At 66.9% G+C, this 20,144-nt stretch carries 17 protein-coding genes and 3 pseudogenes; 10 read left to right on the forward strand and 10 right to left on the reverse strand.

Annotated features, from left to right (window positions below; translation table 11 throughout):
• The first annotated feature begins 248 nt into the window (after nt 1-248).
• The gene (locus O7620_RS21790; protein ID WP_278124801.1) at nt 249-1,634 is read left to right on the forward strand and encodes a helix-turn-helix transcriptional regulator; all 1,386 of its coding nucleotides are present in this window, start codon (nt 249-251) and stop codon (nt 1,632-1,634) included.
• A gap of 6 nt (nt 1,635-1,640) precedes the next feature.
• Here O7620_RS21790 and O7620_RS21795 read toward each other — a convergent pair whose 3' ends face one another.
• A complete protein-coding gene (locus tag O7620_RS21795; RefSeq protein ID WP_278124802.1) occupies nt 1,641-3,131 on the reverse strand; it encodes a prolyl oligopeptidase family serine peptidase in 1,491 nt (496 codons plus the stop codon).
• Nucleotides 3,132-3,692: 561 nt separating this feature from the next.
• The gene (locus tag O7620_RS21800) at nt 3,693-4,409 is read right to left on the reverse strand and encodes a creatininase family protein (protein WP_278124803.1); all 717 of its coding nucleotides are present in this window, start codon (nt 4,407-4,409) and stop codon (nt 3,693-3,695) included.
• A gap of 200 nt (nt 4,410-4,609) precedes the next feature.
• On the opposite strand from O7620_RS21800, the gene O7620_RS21805 reads away from it, so the two are divergent.
• Together O7620_RS21805 and O7620_RS21810 are read left to right on the forward strand one after the other, a co-directional pair.
• Entirely contained in the window at nt 4,610-5,389 is a 780-nt protein-coding gene (locus O7620_RS21805) for a transposase family protein (protein WP_278124804.1), read from the forward strand.
• 166 nt (nt 5,390-5,555) lie between these two features.
• Complete coding sequence (locus tag O7620_RS21810; protein WP_278124805.1) at nt 5,556-7,016, forward strand: NF041680 family putative transposase; 1,461 nt, start codon at nt 5,556-5,558, stop codon at nt 7,014-7,016.
• A gap of 8 nt (nt 7,017-7,024) precedes the next feature.
• Here O7620_RS21810 and O7620_RS21815 read toward each other — a convergent pair whose 3' ends face one another.
• On the reverse strand, nt 7,025-7,258 hold the full coding sequence (locus O7620_RS21815) for a hypothetical protein (RefSeq protein ID WP_278123553.1): 234 nt from the start codon (nt 7,256-7,258) through the stop codon (nt 7,025-7,027).
• Nucleotides 7,259-8,993: 1,735 nt separating this feature from the next.
• On the opposite strand from O7620_RS21815, the gene O7620_RS21820 reads away from it, so the two are divergent.
• Nucleotides 8,994-9,485, forward strand: coding sequence for a winged helix-turn-helix domain-containing protein (locus O7620_RS21820; protein WP_278122880.1), 492 nt, complete (start codon nt 8,994-8,996; stop codon nt 9,483-9,485).
• Between the two features lie 58 nt (nt 9,486-9,543).
• On the opposite strand, the gene O7620_RS21825 is transcribed toward O7620_RS21820, so the two are convergent.
• From O7620_RS21825 to O7620_RS21840, 4 genes and pseudogenes are all read right to left on the reverse strand, one after another.
• Nucleotides 9,544-10,470 carry an IS3 family transposase gene (locus O7620_RS21825; RefSeq protein WP_278124806.1) on the reverse strand — a complete coding sequence of 309 codons (927 nt, stop codon included), beginning with the start codon at nt 10,468-10,470 and terminating at the stop codon, nt 9,544-9,546.
• Entirely contained in the window at nt 10,467-10,778 is a 312-nt protein-coding gene (locus tag O7620_RS21830) for a transposase (protein WP_278124533.1), read from the reverse strand. The genes O7620_RS21825 and O7620_RS21830 overlap by 4 nt, the downstream gene beginning before the upstream one ends.
• A gap of 128 nt (nt 10,779-10,906) precedes the next feature.
• Nucleotides 10,907-11,411, reverse strand: a pseudogene (locus tag O7620_RS21835) (IS701 family transposase); the annotation flags it as partial.
• A 224-nt stretch (nt 11,412-11,635) separates the two neighbouring features.
• On the reverse strand, nt 11,636-13,096 hold the full coding sequence (locus O7620_RS21840) for an NF041680 family putative transposase (protein ID WP_278124805.1): 1,461 nt from the start codon (nt 13,094-13,096) through the stop codon (nt 11,636-11,638).
• A 118-nt stretch (nt 13,097-13,214) separates the two neighbouring features.
• On the opposite strand from O7620_RS21840, the pseudogene O7620_RS21845 reads away from it, so the two are divergent.
• The 3 genes and pseudogenes from O7620_RS21845 to O7620_RS21855 all read left to right on the forward strand — a co-directional run.
• Nucleotides 13,215-13,433: pseudogene (locus O7620_RS21845) on the forward strand (IS5/IS1182 family transposase); the annotation flags it as partial.
• Between the two features lie 688 nt (nt 13,434-14,121).
• Entirely contained in the window at nt 14,122-14,952 is an 831-nt protein-coding gene (locus O7620_RS21850; RefSeq protein WP_278122041.1) for an IS5 family transposase, read from the forward strand.
• Nucleotides 14,949-15,356: a hypothetical protein gene (locus O7620_RS21855; protein WP_278122040.1), complete on the forward strand. Its 408-nt coding sequence runs from the start codon at nt 14,949-14,951 to the stop codon at nt 15,354-15,356. The genes O7620_RS21850 and O7620_RS21855 overlap by 4 nt, the downstream gene beginning before the upstream one ends.
• Here O7620_RS21855 and O7620_RS21860 read toward each other — a convergent pair.
• From O7620_RS21860 to O7620_RS21870, 3 genes are all read right to left on the reverse strand, one after another.
• Nucleotides 15,331-15,984 (reverse strand): hypothetical protein, encoded by a 654-nt coding sequence (locus O7620_RS21860; protein ID WP_278124807.1) that lies wholly within the window; start codon nt 15,982-15,984, stop codon nt 15,331-15,333. The genes O7620_RS21855 and O7620_RS21860 overlap by 26 nt on opposite strands.
• Before the next feature lie 74 nt (nt 15,985-16,058).
• Nucleotides 16,059-16,940 (reverse strand): hypothetical protein, encoded by an 882-nt coding sequence (locus O7620_RS21865; RefSeq protein ID WP_278124809.1) that lies wholly within the window; start codon nt 16,938-16,940, stop codon nt 16,059-16,061.
• 6 nt (nt 16,941-16,946) lie between these two features.
• Nucleotides 16,947-17,258 carry a hypothetical protein gene (locus O7620_RS21870; RefSeq protein WP_278124810.1) on the reverse strand — a complete coding sequence of 104 codons (312 nt, stop codon included), beginning with the start codon at nt 17,256-17,258 and terminating at the stop codon, nt 16,947-16,949.
• Between the two features lie 61 nt (nt 17,259-17,319).
• Here O7620_RS21870 and O7620_RS21875 point away from each other — a divergent pair, with 61 nt between their 5' ends.
• From O7620_RS21875 to O7620_RS21885, 3 genes and pseudogenes are all read left to right on the forward strand, one after another.
• Nucleotides 17,320-19,044 (forward strand): DEAD/DEAH box helicase family protein, encoded by a 1,725-nt coding sequence (locus O7620_RS21875; RefSeq protein ID WP_278124811.1) that lies wholly within the window; start codon nt 17,320-17,322, stop codon nt 19,042-19,044.
• Nucleotides 19,045-19,076: 32 nt separating this feature from the next.
• Nucleotides 19,077-19,667: a helicase-related protein gene (locus tag O7620_RS21880; RefSeq protein ID WP_278124813.1), complete on the forward strand. Its 591-nt coding sequence runs from the start codon at nt 19,077-19,079 to the stop codon at nt 19,665-19,667.
• A gap of 53 nt (nt 19,668-19,720) precedes the next feature.
• A pseudogene (locus O7620_RS21885) lies at nt 19,721-20,098 on the forward strand (hypothetical protein); the annotation flags it as partial.
• Between the last annotated feature and the right edge of the window lie 46 nt (nt 20,099-20,144).

Raw genomic sequence — 20,144 nt, forward strand, 5'->3', positions numbered from 1 at the left:
TAAGTCGGTGGCGTATCTGACGAGCAGCCAACGGGACGTCTCCACAATCGCCCGTCGAGTCGGTGGAGTGAATGCCGAGCATGCGGACGAAGCGGCTGTCCGCATGTGCGCCACCGGTGAGCGTCTCTCGTACCTGTGCATCTCGGTGTTCGTGGTTACGCCGCACTGAACACCGAGCGACCCTAGGTGCGCGACAGTCACGCTGATCATCGCCATAGTGGTGCGAACAGTCACGAGGAGGCGGTGTTATGGGCCAGACCCCGCGGATGCTCCAGCCGTCCCTGTCCGAGCGCCACTTCTTCGGAGCCGAGCTGCGTCGGCTGCGGGAGCGGACCAACCTCTCCCAGGCGCGACTCGGCGCGATGATCCGCTTCAGCGCCGACCTGGTGCGTCGAATCGAGACAGCGGACCGTTTCCCATCCCGGGAATTCGTCGAGGCCTGCGACAGGGCGTTGCAGGCCGGAGGGGCCTTGACCCGCCTGCTGCCCCTTCTCGAGGAAAGCCGCAACAGCGAGAGCAAGCGGGCAACTTCCCCGAACGGCTCTGGCAACGCAGACCCCCTGCTGCCCACCCAATTGGAGGAGAAACCCGGGGTGACGGGCATGGTCGTCCGTGTGCCCTTCCAGCCCGGCGTTCTCGACCGCGCCGCCCTCGACTGGCTGAACGCTGCGGCGGAACCCCGGCCGCCCGTGGCCGGACGACCCAATTCACCCGACCATGTTGACGAAGAGGATCTTCATGCGGCGGAGACCGCTCTGACGATGTTCCGGCAGTTGGACCACACCCACGGCGCCGGACGAGTCCACGCGCAGGTGCAGCGGTACGTCGAAGGCGAACTGAACCGGCTGTTGGCGAACACTCCCACCTCCGAGACTGTCGGCCGGCACCTCTACACGCTGGCGGCCGGATTCTTCGAGCTCTGCGGGTACCAGGCGGTCGACACCGGCGCCCACGGCCTCGCCCAGCGCCGCTACCTCCGCGCTCTACGTCTGACGGAAGCTGCCGACGACCGCCTGTACGGCAGCTATCTGCTCGCCGTGAACATCGGCCACCTCGCGCTGCACTGCGGCCAACCCGAGCCGGCACGCCGGATGGCGCTGACGGCCGTGAGAGGAAGCGAGACCCAGGCGACGCCCGCCGTGGCAGCCGCGCTGCACGCAGTGGTGGCGCGCACGCAGGCCCGCCTCGGACGCGAAGACGACTGCCTGACCCACCTCGACATCGCGGAAAGGCAACTGGACCGTGCCAAGCCCAAGGACGAGCCGGCGTGGATCGGGTACTTCGACGCGGCGTACCTCGCCGACGAGATCGCCCACTGCTTCCACGACCTGGGCCGACCGCAGCACACCCAACGGCACCTGGGCGACGCCCTCACCGCCCTGAGCCCCACCCACGTCCGGCGACTCGCCATCGACACCGCGCTCCTGGCCTCGTCGCTGGCCACCGCCGGCCGCATCGACGAAGCCTGCGCCACCGCACGCGAGGCAGTCGACCACGCCGCACGAACCACCTCACACCGCTGCCTGCAGCGCATCGTTGAGGTGCAGGCCGACCTCGAGCCCTACCGGTGCGAGCCGGAGGTCCGCGAGTTCGGCGAGTACGTGCGTCACCGACTACCGCTGGCGGCCGTGTAGCCCCCGTTAGTCGTTAACCGCATCCGCCATCACCGAGCGGTAGTGACCCAGCTCCGCCTCCAGCGCCGCGCCCGCTCGACGGGACGACGCCACATAGTGTCCGACATCGGCAAGAAGCAACACCTCAGGTGCCATGCCGAGAGACGTCAACTCGTCGGCGAGGTCGCGGACATCCTCGACCACGGCCACCTCGTCGACGGTGCCATGAATGAGCAGCACCGGCCGTTGGACAGCAGCGGCACGGACCCGGCCGGCACCACCCCGCAGCCGCATCGCGTGCGCCCGCTGGAACCGGGGCACCGTCTGCGCCCACTGGTCAGGATCCACGATCGCCGACACGGCGGTGGCAGCGGCGAACGGGCCGTCCTGGGCCACCGCGTGCAACGCGGTGTATCCGCCGGCGCTGGCACCACGGATGAACACCTGACCCGGCACCGCCCGTCCCGTCGATAGTAGGTGAACCACCACCGCCGCGCAGTCGCCGACATCGTCCAGACCCCACCGGCCGTACAACGACTCCCGGAACACCCGGCCGTACCCCGTGCTACCCAGATAGTCGACATCAACAACGGCGAACCCACGGCTGGTGAAGAACTGCGCCTGCCAGTCCAGGCGCAGCAGGCAGGACGCGGTCGGCCCGGGATGCGCCCGGACGATCACCGGCGCCCGCCAGTCCGCCGCCGAGCCCGTCGGCGGATACACCAGGGCAAGGACCTCCCGCCCACTGGCCACTCGAACGGGCAGCTCCGTCGGCGTCGATACCCGCGTGCGGTCGAGTCCGGCGTGCTCCGGCCTGGCAAGCACCTCCACCTGGGGGTCAGCGTCAGCCATGTCTACGAGCGCGATCTGCGGGGCTACGGTCGGCGATGATCCGATCAACGCCACCGTCGTCCCTCGAACGGCCAGGTACGGCTTGATCGACGTGTACGGAAGGTCGACCGGGCGAACAGTGCCATCGGGCTCGATGACGACAAGCCGGTGTCGCGGCCCCTCCTGCACCGCCATAACGATCCGACCGTCGTCGAGGAAGCCATACGACGCGTAACCCAATTCCCACGGCTCCGCAGCGCACTCACCCTCGATCGGCGCCACCGCCTCCGCCTGGAGGCCGTTCCACCGGTAGAGGTTCCACCAGCCATTGCGGTCCGACACGAAGTACAACGCCCCGCCGGGTCCCCACTGCGGCTCCAGCGCAGACTCATCCGGACCGCCGGCGAGCCTTACTGGGTCCTCGACCCCACCGTGCGGTGAGTAGGAGGCGGTCCACACCTCACACGCGTCCCAGGGCATGTCGTGCTCGCTCCAGGCGGTCCAGGCCAACGAGCCCGGACCCGGCCGAGGCGCGCCGAGGAACCCCCGGGACGAGACGAGAGTTCGCATCTGCGGAGCACCGGTGAGCGACACCGCGACGAGCTGGTCACCCTGCTCCGACTCCCGCACAGCCAGCAACTCGCCGTCGCCGATCGTCAGGTCACCGAAGCATCCATGGCTGACCAATTCGAGTTCATCGCCGTGACGACGGCTCCGGTAGAGGCCATCTCCGCCGACGCACCACAACGTCCCCTCGACGACAGCGAACGATCCGCCCCCATACGCGTGCACGCCGCTGGCGACATCGAAGCCCTTCGGACTGACATCATGCTTGCCCTCAACGGACCGCCACCGTGTCACCGTCGTACTCCCGCCGGCGTCGGGGCGAGTCTCCAGCCAGTACAGGCCGTCATCACCGGTACGCAGCTGGTCATAACTCACGGAGGCGCGGACGGCGTCGTCCACCGACACTTCAGCGATCCTGTCGCCCAGCCTCACAGGTCCTCCTCGAACAACTTCCACGCGGGCCGGACGACGGCGGGCTCGTCAACCGGTCGCGGGGACACCGGCGCGGCCACCGCCAGGGCTCGGATTTCCGGGCCGGTGTGTGTGCCCAGACGTCGCCGACTCTACGTCCGAGCTTCTTGTCCCTGCTCCCGGCTCACCCTGCAAACTGCGTCCGCTCGATCGCTCTCCCGGGGGGCAACGTCGATGCGAACAGAAGCTCTCGTCCAGCATCATTCCTGGTCATGCCTTGGGTCTAGGCAGGAGGCCGTAGTGGTCGGCGAAGGAGCGAACAAGGTCTTCGAGTACGGCTCTGCCCTTGGCCGCGGTGCCGTGGGACGGCAGACCAATGACGCCGCTGGTGGTGTAGCCACTCATGCCCCGCGTGAGGAGGTGACGTCGATCGTCCGCTAGGTGGTCTGCATGCTGGAAGCCATCACGCACCACTTCCGGCGCAACGTGCAGAAGCAGCGAAACCTCGAGCTCGCCAGCGTGCATGTCCTGGTGGGCTGTGCTGTGCAGGCCGGCGGCAACTCGAGCGTCGTCCCAGTCGGCCCGAGCGGGGAACAGGGTCATCCTCGGTCCGGCGACGTTGGCTTCCTGAACGATGTTGGCAAGCGCGTAGTTCCCGCCGTGGCCGTTGATCACAGCGAGCCGGTCGATGCCCGATTCACGCAGGGAGTCAGCGATGTCAACGACCACGGCGGCGAGGGTGGTGGCGCTGATACTGACCGTTCCACGCCACGAGGCGTGCTCGTGGGAGCAGGAGATCGTCACGGGCGGAAGCAGAAAGAGGCCGTAGCGCTCGGCGACTGCCTTCGCAATCGCGCATGCCACGATGGTGTCCGTCAGCAGCGGGAGGTGGGCGCCGTGCTGTTCGAAACTCCCGACTGGAAGGACCGCGACGGACGCTGCTCGTTCGGACTCGTCGGTGCTCGTCGCCGTGGTGATGAGATCCACGGGCTAATGGTTGCACGCTTCGAGGGTCGCCTGCCGATAGGCGAGCACGAAGGCCGCCGCCTCGGGAATGGCTGTATGCTGGCGCAGGGCCACCGCCGTCGGGTTCAACCAGCGCAGAGCCCGTGCGGAGGAGGTGCCAGTAAGGGATGTCTCGTAACCCTGGTGTCTGTCCGTTGGGGATGGTCGGGCAGGATGCCGGGGTGCAGGTGATCACGGCAGCTCGCCCGGAGTGGATCTTCCCGTTCACCGGGCTGCAGCCACCGCAGTTCCGCACGCTGGTCCGGTTGGTTGCCGAGCGTGGCGGTGACGGCATAGCTGACGGTCGGCCGGGCCGGCAGTGGGCTCTTGACCTCGCCGATCGGGTTTTGCTGGTGGCCGCGTACTGGCGGACGAACCTGACGATGCGCCAGATCGGTCCGCTGTTCGGGGTGTCGCACTCCGCGGCGCACCGGGTCATCGACACCCTCGCACCGCTGTTGGCCCTGGCGCCGGTGCGTAAACGGCCGGTCGAGCAGATCGCGATCGTTGACGGGACGCTGGTCCCGACCCGCGATCACCGGCTGGCCGCCCGGAGCAAGAACTACCGCTACTCCACAAACCTGCAGGTCGCCATCGACGCCTCCACCCGCCTGGTCATCGCCGTCGGCGACCCACAGCCCGGCAACCGCAACGACACCATCGTCTACCGCACCAGCGGCATCCAGGAGAAGCTCGACGGGCGGCCGGTGATGGCCGACGGCGGCTACCGGGGCAACCCTGAGGTGATCATGCCGTACCGCAAACCCGCCGACGGCAGCTCGCTGCCGGACTGGAAACAAGCCCTCAACGTCGAGCACCGCACCGTTCGAGCAGGGGTAGAACACGCCCTGGCCAGGATGAAGAACTTCAAGATCCTGCGCGACTACCGCCGCGCCGGCCACACATTGACCGACGCCGCTTCCGGCATCGCCAACCTCCACAACATCATCCTCACCGGCTGACCACCGGCCCGGCCCAGGGCAACGCCTTCACCCAGTTACGAGACATCCCTTAGCTTGATCTTTAACCCTCTGAGGTCCTGCGGGGACCCCGAACGATCACGGAAACAGCCCTTGGTTGATGATCTTCTTGTCTAGGGAAGAACATCAATAACCAAGGGCTGTTCTGGTGATCAGTGTGCATGACCGTGGTTCGGCTGATGCCGTTGGGGACCTGGACCGGTTCCGGCGGGAGTTCTACGACTGCTTGACCGCTCGGGCTGACGCGTTGTTCGACCTGACCGACGCGGTGTTGTGCGCCGACGGGCCGGTCCGGTCGCTGGTGGAGTTGTCGCTGGTGGGTGAGCACCGCCGGGGTCACGGGGCGTTGTATGACGCCCTCGCCTGCGGGAAGTTGGACATTGACCGGTTGCGCACCGCTCTCGCTGGGGTGCCGCTGCCCCGGGCAGCCGACGGCCGTCTCGTCCTGGCGGTGGACATCACCTGCTGGCTGCGGCCGGACGCGCACACCTCACCACAGCGGATCCTGTGTCACACCTACGGACGCGGCAAGGATCAGACCATCATGATCCCGGGCTGGCCGTATTCGATGGTCGTGGCCCTGGAGTCGGGCCGTAGTTCGTGGACCGCACCGTTGGACGCGGTGCGGCTGGCGCCTGGCGACGACGCGGCCACGGTCACCGCTGGGCAGCTGCGAGACATGGGGCGTCTGATCGCGGCCGGGCAGTGGCAGGCTGGGGACGCGGAGATCCTGGTCGTGGCCGACGCCGGCTACGACGCGCCCCGACTGGCGTTCCTCCTGCGTGACCTGCCCGTGCAGGTCCTCGCGCGAATGCGATCGGATCGGGTGCTGCGTCGGGCAGTGCCGCCTCGGCGGCCGGGAACGGTCGGCCGTCCGCCCCGCCACGGCGGCGAGTTCGTCTTCGGTGATCCCGCCACCTGGGGTGAGCCGGACGCGGCCACTGTCGCCGACACCCGTCTCTACGGCACGGCGTGGGCCCGCGCCTGGGACCGGTTGCACCCTCGGTTGACCCACCGATCCGCCTGGACCGCCGCGGCTAAAGTACTGCCGGTCATCGAGGGGACCGTCATCCGCCTGGAAGTCGACCACCTACCCAGCGGCGCTACACCGAAGCCGGTGTGGCTGTGGTGGTCCGGCGTCGACGCCACCTCGGATGACGTGAACCTGCTCTGGCAGACGTTCCTACGCCGCTTCGACATCGAACACACGTTCCGCCTGTTCAAACAGACCCTCGGCTGGACCTGCCCGAAGATCCGCACCCCGCAAGCCGCCGACCTATGGACCTGGCTGATCCTCGCCGCCTACACCCAGCTCCGTCTGGCCCGCGCCCTCGCCGCCGACCTGCGCCGCCCCTGGGAGCAACCCGCACCACCGCAGCGTCTGTCACCCGCCCGCGTCCGCCGAGGGTTTCGGCACCTCCGCGCGAAGGCGACCTGCCCGGCCGGTGCACCCAAACCCGCCCGGCCAGGCCCGGGGCGACCACCCGGCCGCCGCAACACCCACCCCACCCCGCGATACGACGTCCACATCGCGACCACCACGAACGCCAAAACATCGGCCACAAAGAAGACGAAGACTGTCAATCCCCGGCCACGCCGCACAGGTTAAAGATCAAGTTAGAACGGCGGTTCGTCGACCACCTCGACGGGGGCCGGCGGGGCCAGGCGCAGCAGCGCCTCGCCCATGGTGGGGCCGACGCCGACCGCGACGATGCGCTCGTCGTGGTCGAGCGCCGTGGCCAGGTAGCACTGGCCTCGCTGCGTATTTTGCCGCTCGGCCCTTGAACCTGTGTCCCGGGTTGATCCGTTGAACTGTTGGACACAACTGCGGCCGCGCCCGCTTGGAGGCACGATCGCCCCAGCCTCCCGACACAAGTCAACTCTTGCTGTGGAGCCGAACGGTTGAAAGGAATGTAAAATGTCACAACCGAATCCCAAACCCGCCACCTTGGGCCAACAGATAATTAGCCAAGTTAAACGTCCACCGACCGAAGATCTACAAAAAACAAAAAACGACGAATGGAACTCACTGAATGCGCATGGGTTAAATGAAGTCCAGCAGGCGATGAAAGAACGTGATCGCCGATTGAATGAATCTAGCGATCGTCGCGTGGCTCGGTTGCGGGAAGCTCCGGGCCTAGGCCCAATGCTCGCCGCAGAGCAGAGGGCTGAATGGAACACGACCGGATTGGAGGTCGATCGCCTGGAATCAAGGAATTATAGAGAATTAGTTGCTTCGGATAAGCACTGGGACGCCCAAATGAAGAAACGAGAAGCGGAACGGGATGAACTTGTCGATAGACTCCTGCCGAAAGTTGGAGCTCAGGTTGTTCGGGGCCTCTGGGCAGCCAGTGACGAGGCCCGACGTGCAGCGGGCATGACGTCGAGCGTCAGGCCGCCCGCTCCCAGTCCTCAAGCATCTCCCTCGTCCAGTTCGAATGCCGCACCTCCGCCGGCACCGCGACAGCACGTAGAGCGGCACCAGCAGCAACGCGGCAGGTAGCAATCGTTGCGGGCGAGGGGCTCTTCGCAGGGCCTCTGATCAAGTTCCGTGAGTGTCCGGGTGGCTGGTGATGATGTCCAGGATGGGGAAGCGCTCGTTGGGGTTCGTCGCGGATGCAGGGACGCAGGTCAGCGATCCGGCCAGCGTCCAGCGGGACCCCAGGGCCCCGGCAAAGTCGTTAGGTGGTGATGCCAAGCAGAGCCGGCGGTCGATGGCTGTCACGGGCGGCTCCCACGCGTCTCGAATCAGGGACCTATCCAGTTACAGTGAACCAACATCCCCACAGAATCCGTTACCTTAGCGACCGCACGCGGCGTCGCCCCCGGACGGAGCGCTCTTTCGGCCGATTTGACGGCCCACCTCGACCGACACCCTATCGACGCCAACCGTCTCTCAACTCATAGAAAGTGGCTAGTTAATGGTTGCACCAGGCGCAGCAGGCGACCCAAACGACACACAGGAAACGGTAAGTCTCGCTGATGCATTTTACCAAACGGCAAGGATGCTCCACTCTCAAGACCCCCATCGCAATTTTATCGTATTCATGGCTTTGCAAATTAGAAACACAGCCGAGCGACACCAAAGCCGAGAGGGTGAGATCCTGGGAGGAGCCTCGGTTAGACACGCGGACATCCTAAGCAGGTCGGGAGAAATACAAGACGAGCTTACAGTCGCGGGAAACTTCTTGACGGACGACTTAAATGGCCGGCAAGATCAAATCAGGGATGACCCATACGTGAATGCGATGTGGAGCAGCTTCGTACGCTACATGAATAGCGTGCAGCAGCCCTCCGTGGCGGTATCCCAATCCGCTGCGTTAGCGGGTGCGCAAAGCTCTGCACCCCGGGGCCGTGGTTTACCTCCGGCCGGCTTCCCATCGGGGGGTGGCCATATGCGGGGCGGCCCCAGCAACAGCACTCAGAGGGGAAGGTAGCCCCGTTACCTTTTTGATCGTCCCCCCCCGGCCGGGGACCCTCTAATTGTGCGCGTTGACGTGCTTACAGATCTTGAAAGGTCAGGTTTGTCCACTGTGGGTCGGCGTGTCGGCGTGATCTTCGCGGGTCGGGGGCGTAGGCCGGAGGGATGAGGTATCCCGACGGAGGTGGGCTGTCCGAGCGAGGGCGGGTGAAGCGTGAGGCGGTGCGGCGGCAAGCGGCCGGGTGGTTCGCGCAGGACGTGCCGGTTGCGGAGGTCGCCCGGCGGTTGCGGGTGTCGCAGACAGCGGTGTACGGCTGGCGGAAGCGGTGGCGTGCCGAAGGTGAGGCCGGGTTGGCGTCGAAAGGGCCGAGTGGTTCCCGCTGCCGCCTGGACGCCGGCCGGCTGCGGCGCCTGGCCGATGCCCTGGATGAGGGGCCGGCCGCGCACGGGTTCGGCGAGGACCAGCGGTGGACCCTGGCGCGGGTGTCGGATCTGATCGCTCGGATGTTCCGCACCCGGTACACGCTGCGCGGCACCTCGTATTTGCTGCATCGCATCGGCTGGTCGGTGCAGGTTCCGTCGCACCGGCCCGTCGAGCGTGACGAGGAGGCGGTCGCGACGTGGCGGCGGGAGGTGTGGCCGGCGGGAAAACGGTAGCGGCGCAGCGCGACGCGTGGATCTGCTTTGAGCTTCCCCCGCTTTGATGGAGGGGTGTTTACCTGCTGCCGGCCGGTGCAGGGGTGACGCTATCTGGCTCGGTCAGGTTGGTCTGTTGGTGGTGCCAGGTGGTCTCGTACTCGTCGGGGCTGAGGTCGCCCAGTTCTTTCTGGATGCGGCGGGTGTTATACCAGCCGTCGATGTAGGCGAAGATCGCGTTCTCGGCCTCGTCGCGGGTCCGCCAGCTTGTGCGGTAGACGAGTTCGATTTTCAGCGTTGACCAGAAGTTCTCCATCAGCGCGTTGTCGTAGGAGTCGCCGACGGAGCCCATCGAGGGCAGGATTCCGTTGTCCTGTAAGCGTTGCGTGAAGCGGAAAGACGTGTAGTTGGACCCGCGATCTGAGTGGTGGATCAGTTGCCCATCGCGGACATCGCGCGACCAGATGCCATATTCGAGGGCGGCGAGGATCAGGTCGGTGTCGCAGCGCTCAGACGTCTTCCACCCCACGATCCGGCGGGAGAACACGTCGCGGACCGCGGCGAGCCAGAACACGCCCTGACCGCAGGGGACGCGGGTGGCGTCGGCGACCCAGAGCCGGTTCGGCCCCGTCGCGGTGAACTGCCGGTTGACCAGGTCCGGTGCCGGCGTCGCCCGTAGGTCCTGTCGGGTGGAGCCGCCGCGCCAGCCTCGACGCAGGAACGCGCCCTGCCAACCCTGGGCGGCCATCAGCCGCTCGACGCGCTTGCGGCCGACGTGGATGCCATCACGGCGTAGCTGCCGGTGGACCCGGTCCACGCCATAGGTATGCCCGGACGTCGTCCAGATCTCGTAGATGTTCGACAGCAGGCCCAGGTCGACCACGTCGCGGTCGCAGGGCTGCTCGGCCTGCTTAACCCACGCGTAGTACGTCGAGGCGCCGATGTTCAGGACCCGTAGCAGGAGCGCGACCGCGAACTGGTCACGATGTTCATGGATGAACCTCATGACCGTCGCCGGGTCGGGTCGAGCTCCGCCGCGAAATACGCACTCGCGGCCTTCAAAATCTCATTCGCCCGGCGCAGCTCCGCGTTCTCCTTCAGCAGCCGGCGGTTCTCGGCCAGCATGTCGCTGCTGGGCCGATCGTCGCGCTCGCCCGCGTCGGCCTCGGCCTGCCGGATCCAGTTCCGCAACGCCTCGTGATGCACACCCAACTGCTCAGCCAGACGCCGGATCACGGGCTTCGGGTCCGACTCGCGGTACAAACGCACAGCGCGCTGACGCAGCTCATCGGGGTACTTCTTCGGTGCCGCCACAGAAACTTCCTCCCCATGGCCATCAGACCATGATTACGAAGCTCCATGAAAACGGGGGTAGCTCAGCTGCGGGACACGGCCAGGACATAACCCAACTGGTGGTGGCGCAGGTGGGCGCGGAAGACGCTGCTGTTGCCGTAGGCCTCGTCCGCGGCCGCCCACCTGGCCGGGACACCGGCGTCGAGAGCTGCGGTGATCATGTCGGCGGCCAAGTCGGGCTTGGTAGCAAAGACGACCGTGTCGGGGACCCCGGCGGCCTGGCAACGGTCCTGGTCACCGGTCCAGGACACCGGTAGGTAGACCCTGCGGTCGATCAGCGTGTGCCCGTGCCGGCTGGCATAGCCGCAGAACACCCCGACCTGCGCGTTCTCGATCCTGCCGGCGGTACCGGTCCCCGACCGAATGCACGCCCTTCTTCAGGTCGCCGGTCTCGTCGACGACCAGGACCGCGTCCGGGTCACCGAACCGTTCGACAATCACCCTTCGCAGGTCGTCGCGGACGGCATCGGCGTCCCACACCGCCCGATACAACAACTTCTGCATCGCATCCGGGCGAGCATGCCCAGCCTGCTCCGCCAACTGCCAACACGTCTTGACCTCGACATCCGAGAGCAGCCCCGACACGAACGCCACCGCCGTCCGACGCGGCTCGACCCGCCCGAACCGTCCCGCGAACGCGCCGCATACCCCGGTCAGGACCTGCCGCCATTGGGCAGGGTTTATGCTGTGGCACGCGGCCACCGCCAGATCTGAAAGTTTGTCCACAACATACAGACGATCACGCGGTGGCCGCACCTCGTCCACCCGGCCCCCCACCAGCAACATCTCAAACGGCGGCTGCCGTACTAACTTGATCTTTAACCTGTGCGGCGTGGCCGGGGATTGACAGTCTTCGTCTTCTTTGTGGCCGATGTTTTGGCGTTCGTGGTGGTCGCGATGTGGACGTCGTATCGCGGGGTGGGGTGGGTGTTGCGGCGGCCGGGTGGTCGCCCCGGGCCTGGCCGGGCGGGTTTGGGTGCACCGGCCGGGCAGGTCGCCTTCGCGCGGAGGTGCCGAAACCCTCGGCGGACGCGGGCGGGTGACAGACGCTGCGGTGGTGCGGGTTGCTCCCAGGGGCGGCGCAGGTCGGCGGCGAGGGCGCGGGCCAGACGGAGCTGGGTGTAGGCGGCGAGGATCAGCCAGGTCCATAGGTCGGCGGCTTGCGGGGTGCGGATCTTCGGGCAGGTCCAGCCGAGGGTCTGTTTGAACAGGCGGAACGTGTGTTCGATGTCGAAGCGGCGTAGGAACGTCTGCCAGAGCAGGTTCACGTCATCCGAGGTGGCGTCGACGCCGGACCACCACAGCCACACCGGCTTCGGTGTAGCGCCGCTGGGTAGGTGGTCGACTTCCAGGCGGATGACGGTCCCCTCGATGACCGGCAGTACTTTAGCCGCGGCGGTCCAGGCGGATCGGTGGGTCAACCGAGGGTGCAACCGGTCCCAGGCGCGGGCCCACGCCGTGCCGTAGAGACGGGTGTCGGCGACAGTGGCCGCGTCCGGCTCACCCCAGGTGGCGGGATCACCGAAGACGAACTCGCCGCCGTGGCGGGGCGGACGGCCGACCGTTCCCGGCCGCCGAGGCGGCACTGCCCGACGCAGCACCCGATCCGATCGCATTCGCGCGAGGACCTGCACGGGCAGGTCACGCAGGAGGAACGCCAGTCGGGGCGCGTCGTAGCCAGCGTCGGCCACGACCAGGATCTCCGCGTCCCCAGCCTGCCACTGCCCGGCCGCGATCAGACGCCCCATGTCTCGCAGCTGCCCAGCGGTGACCGTGGCCGCGTCGTCGCCAGGCGCCAGCCGCACCGCGTCCAACGGTGCGGTCCACGAACTACGGCCCGACTCCAGGGCCACGACCATCGAATACGGCCAGCCCGGGATCATGATGGTCTGATCCTTGCCGCGTCCGTAGGTGTGACACAGGATCCGCTGTGGTGAGGTGTGCGCGTCCGGCCGCAGCCAGCAGGTGATGTCCACCGCCAGGACGAGACGGCCGTCGGCTGCCCGGGGCAGCGGCACCCCAGCGAGAGCGGTGCGCAACCGGTCAATGTCCAACTTCCCGCAGGCGAGGGCGTCATACAACGCCCCGTGACCCCGGCGGTGCTCACCCACCAGCGACAACTCCACCAGCGACCGGACCGGCCCGTCGGCGCACAACACCGCGTCGGTCAGGTCGAACAACGCGTCAGCCCGAGCGGTCAAGCAGTCGTAGAACTCCCGCCGGAACCGGTCCAGGTCCCCAACGGCATCAGCCGAACCACGGTCATGCACACTGATCACCAGAACAGCCCTTGGTTATTGATGTTCTTCCCTAGACAAGAAGATCATCAACCAAGGGCTGCTTCCGTGATCGTTCGGGGTCCCCGCAGGACCTCAGAGGGTTAAAGATCAAGCTAAGGTGATCATGCCGTACCGCAAACCCGCCGACGGCAGCTCGCTGCCGGACTGGAAACAAGCCCTCAACGTCGAGCACCGCACCGTTCGAGCAGGGGTAGAACACGCCCTGGCCAGGATGAAGAACTTCAAGATCCTGCGCGACTACCGCCGCGCCGGCCACACATTGACCGACGCCGCTTCCGGCATCGCCAACCTCCACAACATCATCCTCACCGGCTGACCACCGGCCCGGCCCAGGGCAACGCCTTCACCCAGTTACGAGACATCCCTTACCCCCCGACCCGCGAAGATCACGCCGACCCACAGTGGACAAACCTGACCTTTTGCTCCCGGATCTCCGTCACCGTCGCTGTGATGGCGCAAGATCTGCAGCAGGGGGAAACATCGAGTACGCGTAGTGCGGATTCTGATTCGGGGCTGCCTGCTGCTGTCGGTGTGCCACTTGAATGTGGCTGCTCGTCGTCGCGGCTGCGACCGATAGCGAAGGAGCGGCCATAAGTGGGACTGGGTGCAACCAAGAAGATGATGGGGTCGGCTGCGACGTCTGGCGCAAAGTCTGTGCCATAGCGGCCTGTTGCCTCAGGTATTCCGAATACCTCTCCCTATATTCCACGCCTGGTGGTTCCAGGGCATGGGTAAGCGACGTGCTCGCCTGAATCCATTCCCGGTAGGCCTGCGGGGTGCGGGATAGGGCCGGCGACACGAAGCGGGGCGATGTAGGCGTCGTCACCTGTCTGTGGATCCACTGCTCGTAGGTCTCAGAGGGCGGTCTGAGGATGTTCGACTTGATCTATGGCTTGCGTCCAGTTGGCGATCTTTCAGCGGGTTTCGTCGTATGGCGATCGCTCGATGTTGTGAAAGGTGAATCCTGGTCGTGACCGTCGAGCGGTCGCGGCGTTAGGCCCGTCATGGGTGATCGAAAGCCGTATCCCAGTGACGTCAGTGACGAGCAGTGGGCGTTGATCGGGCCGTTCCTGCGGGCGTGGAAGGCCAGGCGTGTCTCGGTCTCGGGTCATCAGGGCGACTACGACCTGCGGGAGATCGTGAACGCGATCCTCTACCAGAACCGGACCGGCTGTCAGTGGGCGTACCTGCCGCACGACCTGCCCCCGAAGTCGGCGACCTACTACTACTTCGCCCTGTGGCGTGACGACGGCACCGACCAGACGATCCACGACCTCCTGCGCTGCCAGGCACGGGAGAAGGCCGGCCGGGCCGAGGACCCGACCGCGGTCGTACTGGACACCCAGTCGATCCGGGCCGCGAACCACGTCCCGGCCGCCACGACCGGCAAAGACGCCGCGAAGAAGGTACCCGGCCGCAAGCGGGGCCTGGCCGTGGACACGTTGGGCCTGATCATCGCGGTCGTGGTGACCGCCGCGTCGGCCACCGACAACGCCATCGGCATCCATCTGCTCGACAAGGTCGTCGAACACACACCGACGGTCACCCGCGCCTGGGTCGACGCCGGGTTCAAACAGGACTTCGCGCTGCACGGCGCCGTCCTGGGTGTCGATGTCGAGGTCGTCAAACGCGCCGACACCAGGCCCGGCTTCGTGCCGATCCGCAAACGGTGGATCGTGGAGCAGACCCACGGCACGCTCATGCTCCACCGCCGTCTCGTGCGCGAGTACGAGAGCCGACCGGAATCGGCCGTGTCCCGAACGTTGTGGGCATCCACGGCGAACATCATGCGTCGGCTGACCGGGACCAGCACACCCACCTGGCGGCACCGGTGAACCTGCCCGCGATCCTCGACCTGATCGCCGAACGCGAAACCACCGCGCGCCAGGCCGCCGACCAGCTCCGCGAGAAGATCACCACCCTCACCGCAGAACTCGCCCGCATCGACAGCGACCTGGCCGACCTGGCAACCACCCGCACCACCCTGCGCACCCTCGCCGCCACCGAGTTCACAGCCGAGGACCCGACGATAGCCAGCGCCCCCTACCAGCAGATCCTGCACGTCCTCACCACCGCGCCCACCGGCATGCGGGCAAAGGGCATCTGCCTCGCACTCGGCGTCGAACCCTCACCGAAACACGTCGAAGCCACCCGCGCGAAGCTGAAACGCATGGTCAACCACCAGGTCCTGACCGAAGACGAACCCGGAATGTTCACTCTCGCCCCGAAACGGACCTAATCTTTCGAACCACCCTCTCAGAGGGTGGTGTCGTCTGGAGCCGGCCTGGGGTGCTTGAGCTGGCACCGGCAGTTGATGACAAGGCGGCTGCAGCGGGGGTATACCCTGATCGACCGGAGGGCAGGGCAGACGACGAGGGCTGCGGGTGCTGAGACTGCGACGCCACTAAACCCTTCGGCTTACGATTTACAGGCTCGCGACCCAGCCGGCGCCGATAGTCCTCGTTCAACCTGTACCAGACATCAACCCCGTTACCCTTCGCCTTCGACGTACTGTTGGGATCGACAACACCCTTACCCCCCTTTAGGATTTGCCAAAAGGTGTTGTAGTTGATTTCTTTTTCCTCTACGAATGTTTGGATGGGGTACCCGGGGCCGCGGTCGAGATACTCCATTACAGCACGAACTTTATAATCATCGTTCACCCAACCGGCGATTGCATTTTGACGATCAGTCGAGAGACTGCCCAAAAGTTCGCCACGCCGTCTCGTACCCGAATACCAATTTTGGAATGTATTTACACTTAAATCGGAGCGGTTGTTCGCAAGAAAGGTAGCAACGCTTACCTTCCACGGGTTGTCGATGATTTCGTCGGCGAAGCGTTCGAGAAGCTGTTTGTCGCTGAGCATGTGGCTCCTTGGGGTGTGGTGATCTCGCGTCAGTGTCGCGCCAAAGAGTTCAACGGATCATGCTCGGGCCAGGTTCAACGAACCCGGTCGCGTTCGCGCCGCTCGGCGTCGAGGCGTTCCCGTTCGGCGCGCAGGTCGGCGGCGGTGGCGAGTAGTTCCCCGGCGGTGCGGGCGGTCGTCGGGGTGGACGCTTCGGTGGGCTGCGCGTCGCGGTAGCGGCGCAGCAGTCGGTTGCGCAGGTGGCTGTCGCCGTCGGTGATCAGGTCGGCCAGGATGGAATCCTTGTCCCGTACAGGCAGCCCGACGACCCAGGTGCGGAGTTGCGCGGCGGTCGGTTCACCGGAGGCGGCCGGCGTCGACCCGGTGGCCGCGGCCGCGATCAGGTCGGGGTCGATGCGCAGGAACTCGGCGACGGCGGTGAGGGCCGCGTCGAGGCTGCCCAGCCCGGCCGGGGCGGGCGGTTCGGGCTCGTCGTCGGCGATCTCGGCGGACTGTACGCAGCGCAGCCAGGCCAGGTAGAGCAGGCGCAGGTCACCGGCGGCGAGGCCGGCCCGGACCGGGATGATCGAGGTGAGCAGGCCGTGGCCGTCGAGGTCCCACTCGTCGTCGCCGTCCTCGTCCTCGTCGTGCAGGTCGACGATGACGTGCGTGCCGGCGGTCCAGGCGGACGCGCTGTCACCCTGGCAGTACCGGGCGACGGTGGCGGGGTCGAGCACGTGTTTCGGTAGCCGCAGCATGAGCTGGCGGGTGCCCCAGTTCGCCAGGTACAGGTGCGCGTCGAAGTACCGTTCCATCAGCGTGCGCGGGTCGCCCTTGAAGTCGCCCCACTCGTAGGTGTTCACGAAGCTGGTGGCGGTGATGTCGGCCCGGGTGGACAGCGACCGCAGCTCGGCCCGTTCCCGGCCGGTGAGGGGCCGGTCGACGGCGGTGAACTCGTAGTACTGGTACTCGCTCACCGTGGCCTACCTTCCGGCCCAGTGTCGGTAGGCGTCGATCCACGCGGCGCCTACGGGCGCTGGGGTGGGTAGCGGCAGGTCGAGGAGGTCGATCTTCTGCCGGTGGCGGTCTCGGGCGCAGACCGCGACGATAGTGTCCGCAGTCAGCTCGATCTTGCGCACGGTGGCCTCGACGCCGAGGACGGTGGTGGTGAACGGCACCGCCAGATGCTCTTCGATCATGGTGAACAGGCCGGTGAGCTGTTCGTCGTCGCTGTACGCGTCGACGGTGGCTTCCTCGATCATCGCCTCCAGCGCGGCGTTTGCCTTCGATGCCATTGGCGGAGGATAGCGGACCGGTGCCGGGTTGTTCGGAGTCCGATGCGCGAGGATGGTCGGCATGGGTTCGGTGGCCGAGTTCGTCGATCTTCGGCGGGAGGTGGAGCGGTTACGGGCCGAGAACGCCCGGCTGGCGCGTCTGCTGGAGTTACGCGGTCAGGACACGTCTGCGGCACCGGAGCAGTTGTCCGCGCCGGTTGAGCCGCCAGGGCTGGTCACCATGGCTTCGCCGACTCGGGACAAGGTGGCGTTGTTCGCCGACCGGTTCCGGGCCAGGGCCGACGTGTACGCCGTGCGGTGGGACAACGCCCGTACCGGCGCTGCCGGTTGGATGCCCGCGGTCGCCGGTGGCTGGCGTAAGGGTATGGACCGGCGGGGTGCCACCTACCTGCCCCGCACGACGGAGGTCGTCGCGGCGCATCTGGTCGGCGACGTGTTCATGGGCCTGTACCCGCTGATGCCCGGCAACACCTGTCACTTCGTCGTGGCCGACTTCGACGGTCCGACGGCGATGCTCGATGCCCTCGCGTACGTTAAGGCGGCACGGGCCAGCGCGGTGCCGGCCGCGTTGGAGATCTCCCAGTCGGGCCGCGGAGCCCATGTGTGGGTTTTCTTCACCGGCGCTGTTGCTGCGGCCACCGCGCGGGCCGTGGGCACGGTCCTGCTGCGGGAGGCGATGGTGCTGCGCGGGTCGGTGGACCTGCGCTCGTACGACCGGCTGTTCCCCAACCAGGACGTGCTGCCCGAGGGTGGCTTCGGCAACCTCATCGCCGCACCGCTGCAGGGCCGCCGCCGCAAGGACGGGCTGACCACCTTCCTCGACCTCGGCACGCTCGAGCCGCACGCCGACCAGTGGGCGTTCCTGTCGACGCTGGACCGGCTCAGCCCCGGCGACGCCGAACAGATCGCCCGGCAGGCCAAGCAACCCGTCACCGGCGCGGACGTCGCTACGATGAGCCGGTCTACCGCGACCCAGGTCCACCCTCCACTCCCTGCGGTGGTCCATGCGGAGGTAGGCGCCGGGTTGAGCATCGACGCGAAGCAGCTCACGCCCGCCGCGCTGGCGACGTTCAAGCACGCCACCGCGATGGCGAACCCGAAGTTCTACGAGCTGCAGCGGCTCCGCAAGTCCACCTGGGACACCCCACGCTTCATCCAGGGCTACGACCTGACCTTCGATGACCGCCTTGTCCTCCCGCGGGGCCTGCGGCACACCATCGCCACCATTGTCGAGCGCGCCGAGTCACGGTTGGCCGTCACGGACGCACGGAACCCCGGGGCCGAGATCGACGCCGCGTTCACCGCCGAACTCACCGGCAAGCAGGCCGACGCGGTCGGCGCACTTCTCGCCCACGACGACGGGATCCTGGTCGCCCCACCGGGCTCCGGCAAGACCGTCATGGCCTGCGCCGTGATCGCCGAACGCAACACCTCCACCCTGATCCTCGTCGACCGCAAAGCCCTCGCCGACCAGTGGCGCACCCGCATCGAGCAGTTCCTTGGCATCAAGCCCGGTCAACTCGGCGGCGGCCGACGCAAGCTCGCCGGCACGGTGGACATCGCACTGCTGCCCTCCCTCGCTCGACGCGACGACGTCGCCACCCTGACCCAGGGGTACGGGCACGTCATCGTCGACGAATGCCACCACCTCGGCGCCGCAGCCTACGAGCACTCGGTCAAACGGATCGCCGCGCAGTTCTGGCTCGGCCTCACCGCCACCCCCACCCGACGCGACGGCCTCGGCCAACTCGTCACCTGGCAACTCGGCCCGTCCGCCACACCCTGACCGACGAGGAACACGGCACCCTCGCGGCAGCGATGCACCCCGACGCCGGACCCCGTCGAGCGCTGCACATCCACGAGACCACCTTCCAGCCCGGCGACATCGACCTGGACGCCCCCGGCGCGCTCGCCGAGGTGCACCGAAGACTCGCCCTCGATGAGTCACGCAACGCTCGGATCGCCGATGACGTCGCCACGGCCTTGGCGCGCGGCCGCAACTGTCTCGTCCTGACCCGACGGGTCGCCCAGGTCGAGGCACTCACCGCCCTGCTCGCCGCACGCGGACACCAACCGCTCGTGCTCCAAGGCGCGATGAGCACCCGTGAACGACGGACCGTTGTTGACCGGCTCGACGGCGCCAAGGCCGGCGACGGCCTGCTCGTCATCGGCACCACACCGTTCATCGGTGAAGGCTTCGACGCCCCCGCCCTCGACACCCTCTTCCTCGCCGGCCCGATCTCCTACGACGGCCTACTCGTCCAATGCGCCGGCCGCGTCATCCGCGCCGCGCCCGGCAAGGACCTCGCCGAGGTCCACGACTACCACGACCCAGCCACCCCCATCCTCGCCGCCTCACTCCCACGCCGCATGCCCGGATACCGGGCACTCGGCTTCACCCGCACATGAGTGCATCCGATCGCGATCCCCATCGCTGGTCCCGCCGGCTCTGGGGTGTGACCAGACGAGCGACCAACCTCAGCCGGCGCAGGACGTCACCCCAGCCGCCGGCGGACTACCGACCCTACGGCGACCGGCGGCCCTACGTGGTGGCCGAAACCCTTGCCAAACTGCACGGCCCGACCGGAGGCACGGTGATGCTTCCGCGTCATCTCGACTGGTCCGGGCACGCCGAGTACGACCTTGACCGGCCCGCACGGCTGACCAGCATGTACAGGGTGGTGCTCACCAAAGCCAGCATCGTCGAGGACCTGAACACCTGGCTCGACGCCGACCTCCTCCGACGGCTCTGGCCCACCCTCTGGCTGCCATCCCAACTCCGCCAGCGCTGGGAGGAGACCTTCCCCGAACTCGCCATTACCCGCAACAACGTGACGTAGCGGTAGACCTTGCAAGAACGCCCCAGCGGCCGCGCAAATCGAACAC

The organism is Micromonospora sp. WMMD710 (genome assembly GCF_029626045.1).
Taxonomy (GTDB): Bacteria; Actinomycetota; Actinomycetes; order Mycobacteriales; family Micromonosporaceae; genus Micromonospora.

Bases quoted from the DNA above. Each gene is read 5' to 3' on its own strand.
- O7620_RS21875 (WP_278124811.1), top strand. From the start codon at position 17,320: ATGGGTTCGGTGGCCGAGTTCGTCGATCTTCGGCGGGAGGTGGAGCGG.
- O7620_RS21880 (WP_278124813.1), top strand. From the start codon at position 19,077: ATGCACCCCGACGCCGGACCCCGTCGAGCGCTGCACATCCACGAGACC.
- O7620_RS21825 (WP_278124806.1), bottom strand. From the start codon at position 10,470: ATGAGGTTCATCCATGAACATCGTGACCAGTTCGCGGTCGCGCTCCTG.
- O7620_RS21790 (WP_278124801.1), top strand. From the start codon at position 249: ATGGGCCAGACCCCGCGGATGCTCCAGCCGTCCCTGTCCGAGCGCCAC.
- O7620_RS21820 (WP_278122880.1), top strand. From the start codon at position 8,994: ATGAGGTATCCCGACGGAGGTGGGCTGTCCGAGCGAGGGCGGGTGAAG.
- O7620_RS21870 (WP_278124810.1), bottom strand. From the start codon at position 17,258: ATGGCATCGAAGGCAAACGCCGCGCTGGAGGCGATGATCGAGGAAGCC.
- O7620_RS21860 (WP_278124807.1), bottom strand. From the start codon at position 15,984: ATGCTCAGCGACAAACAGCTTCTCGAACGCTTCGCCGACGAAATCATC.
- O7620_RS21850 (WP_278122041.1), top strand. From the start codon at position 14,122: ATGGGTGATCGAAAGCCGTATCCCAGTGACGTCAGTGACGAGCAGTGG.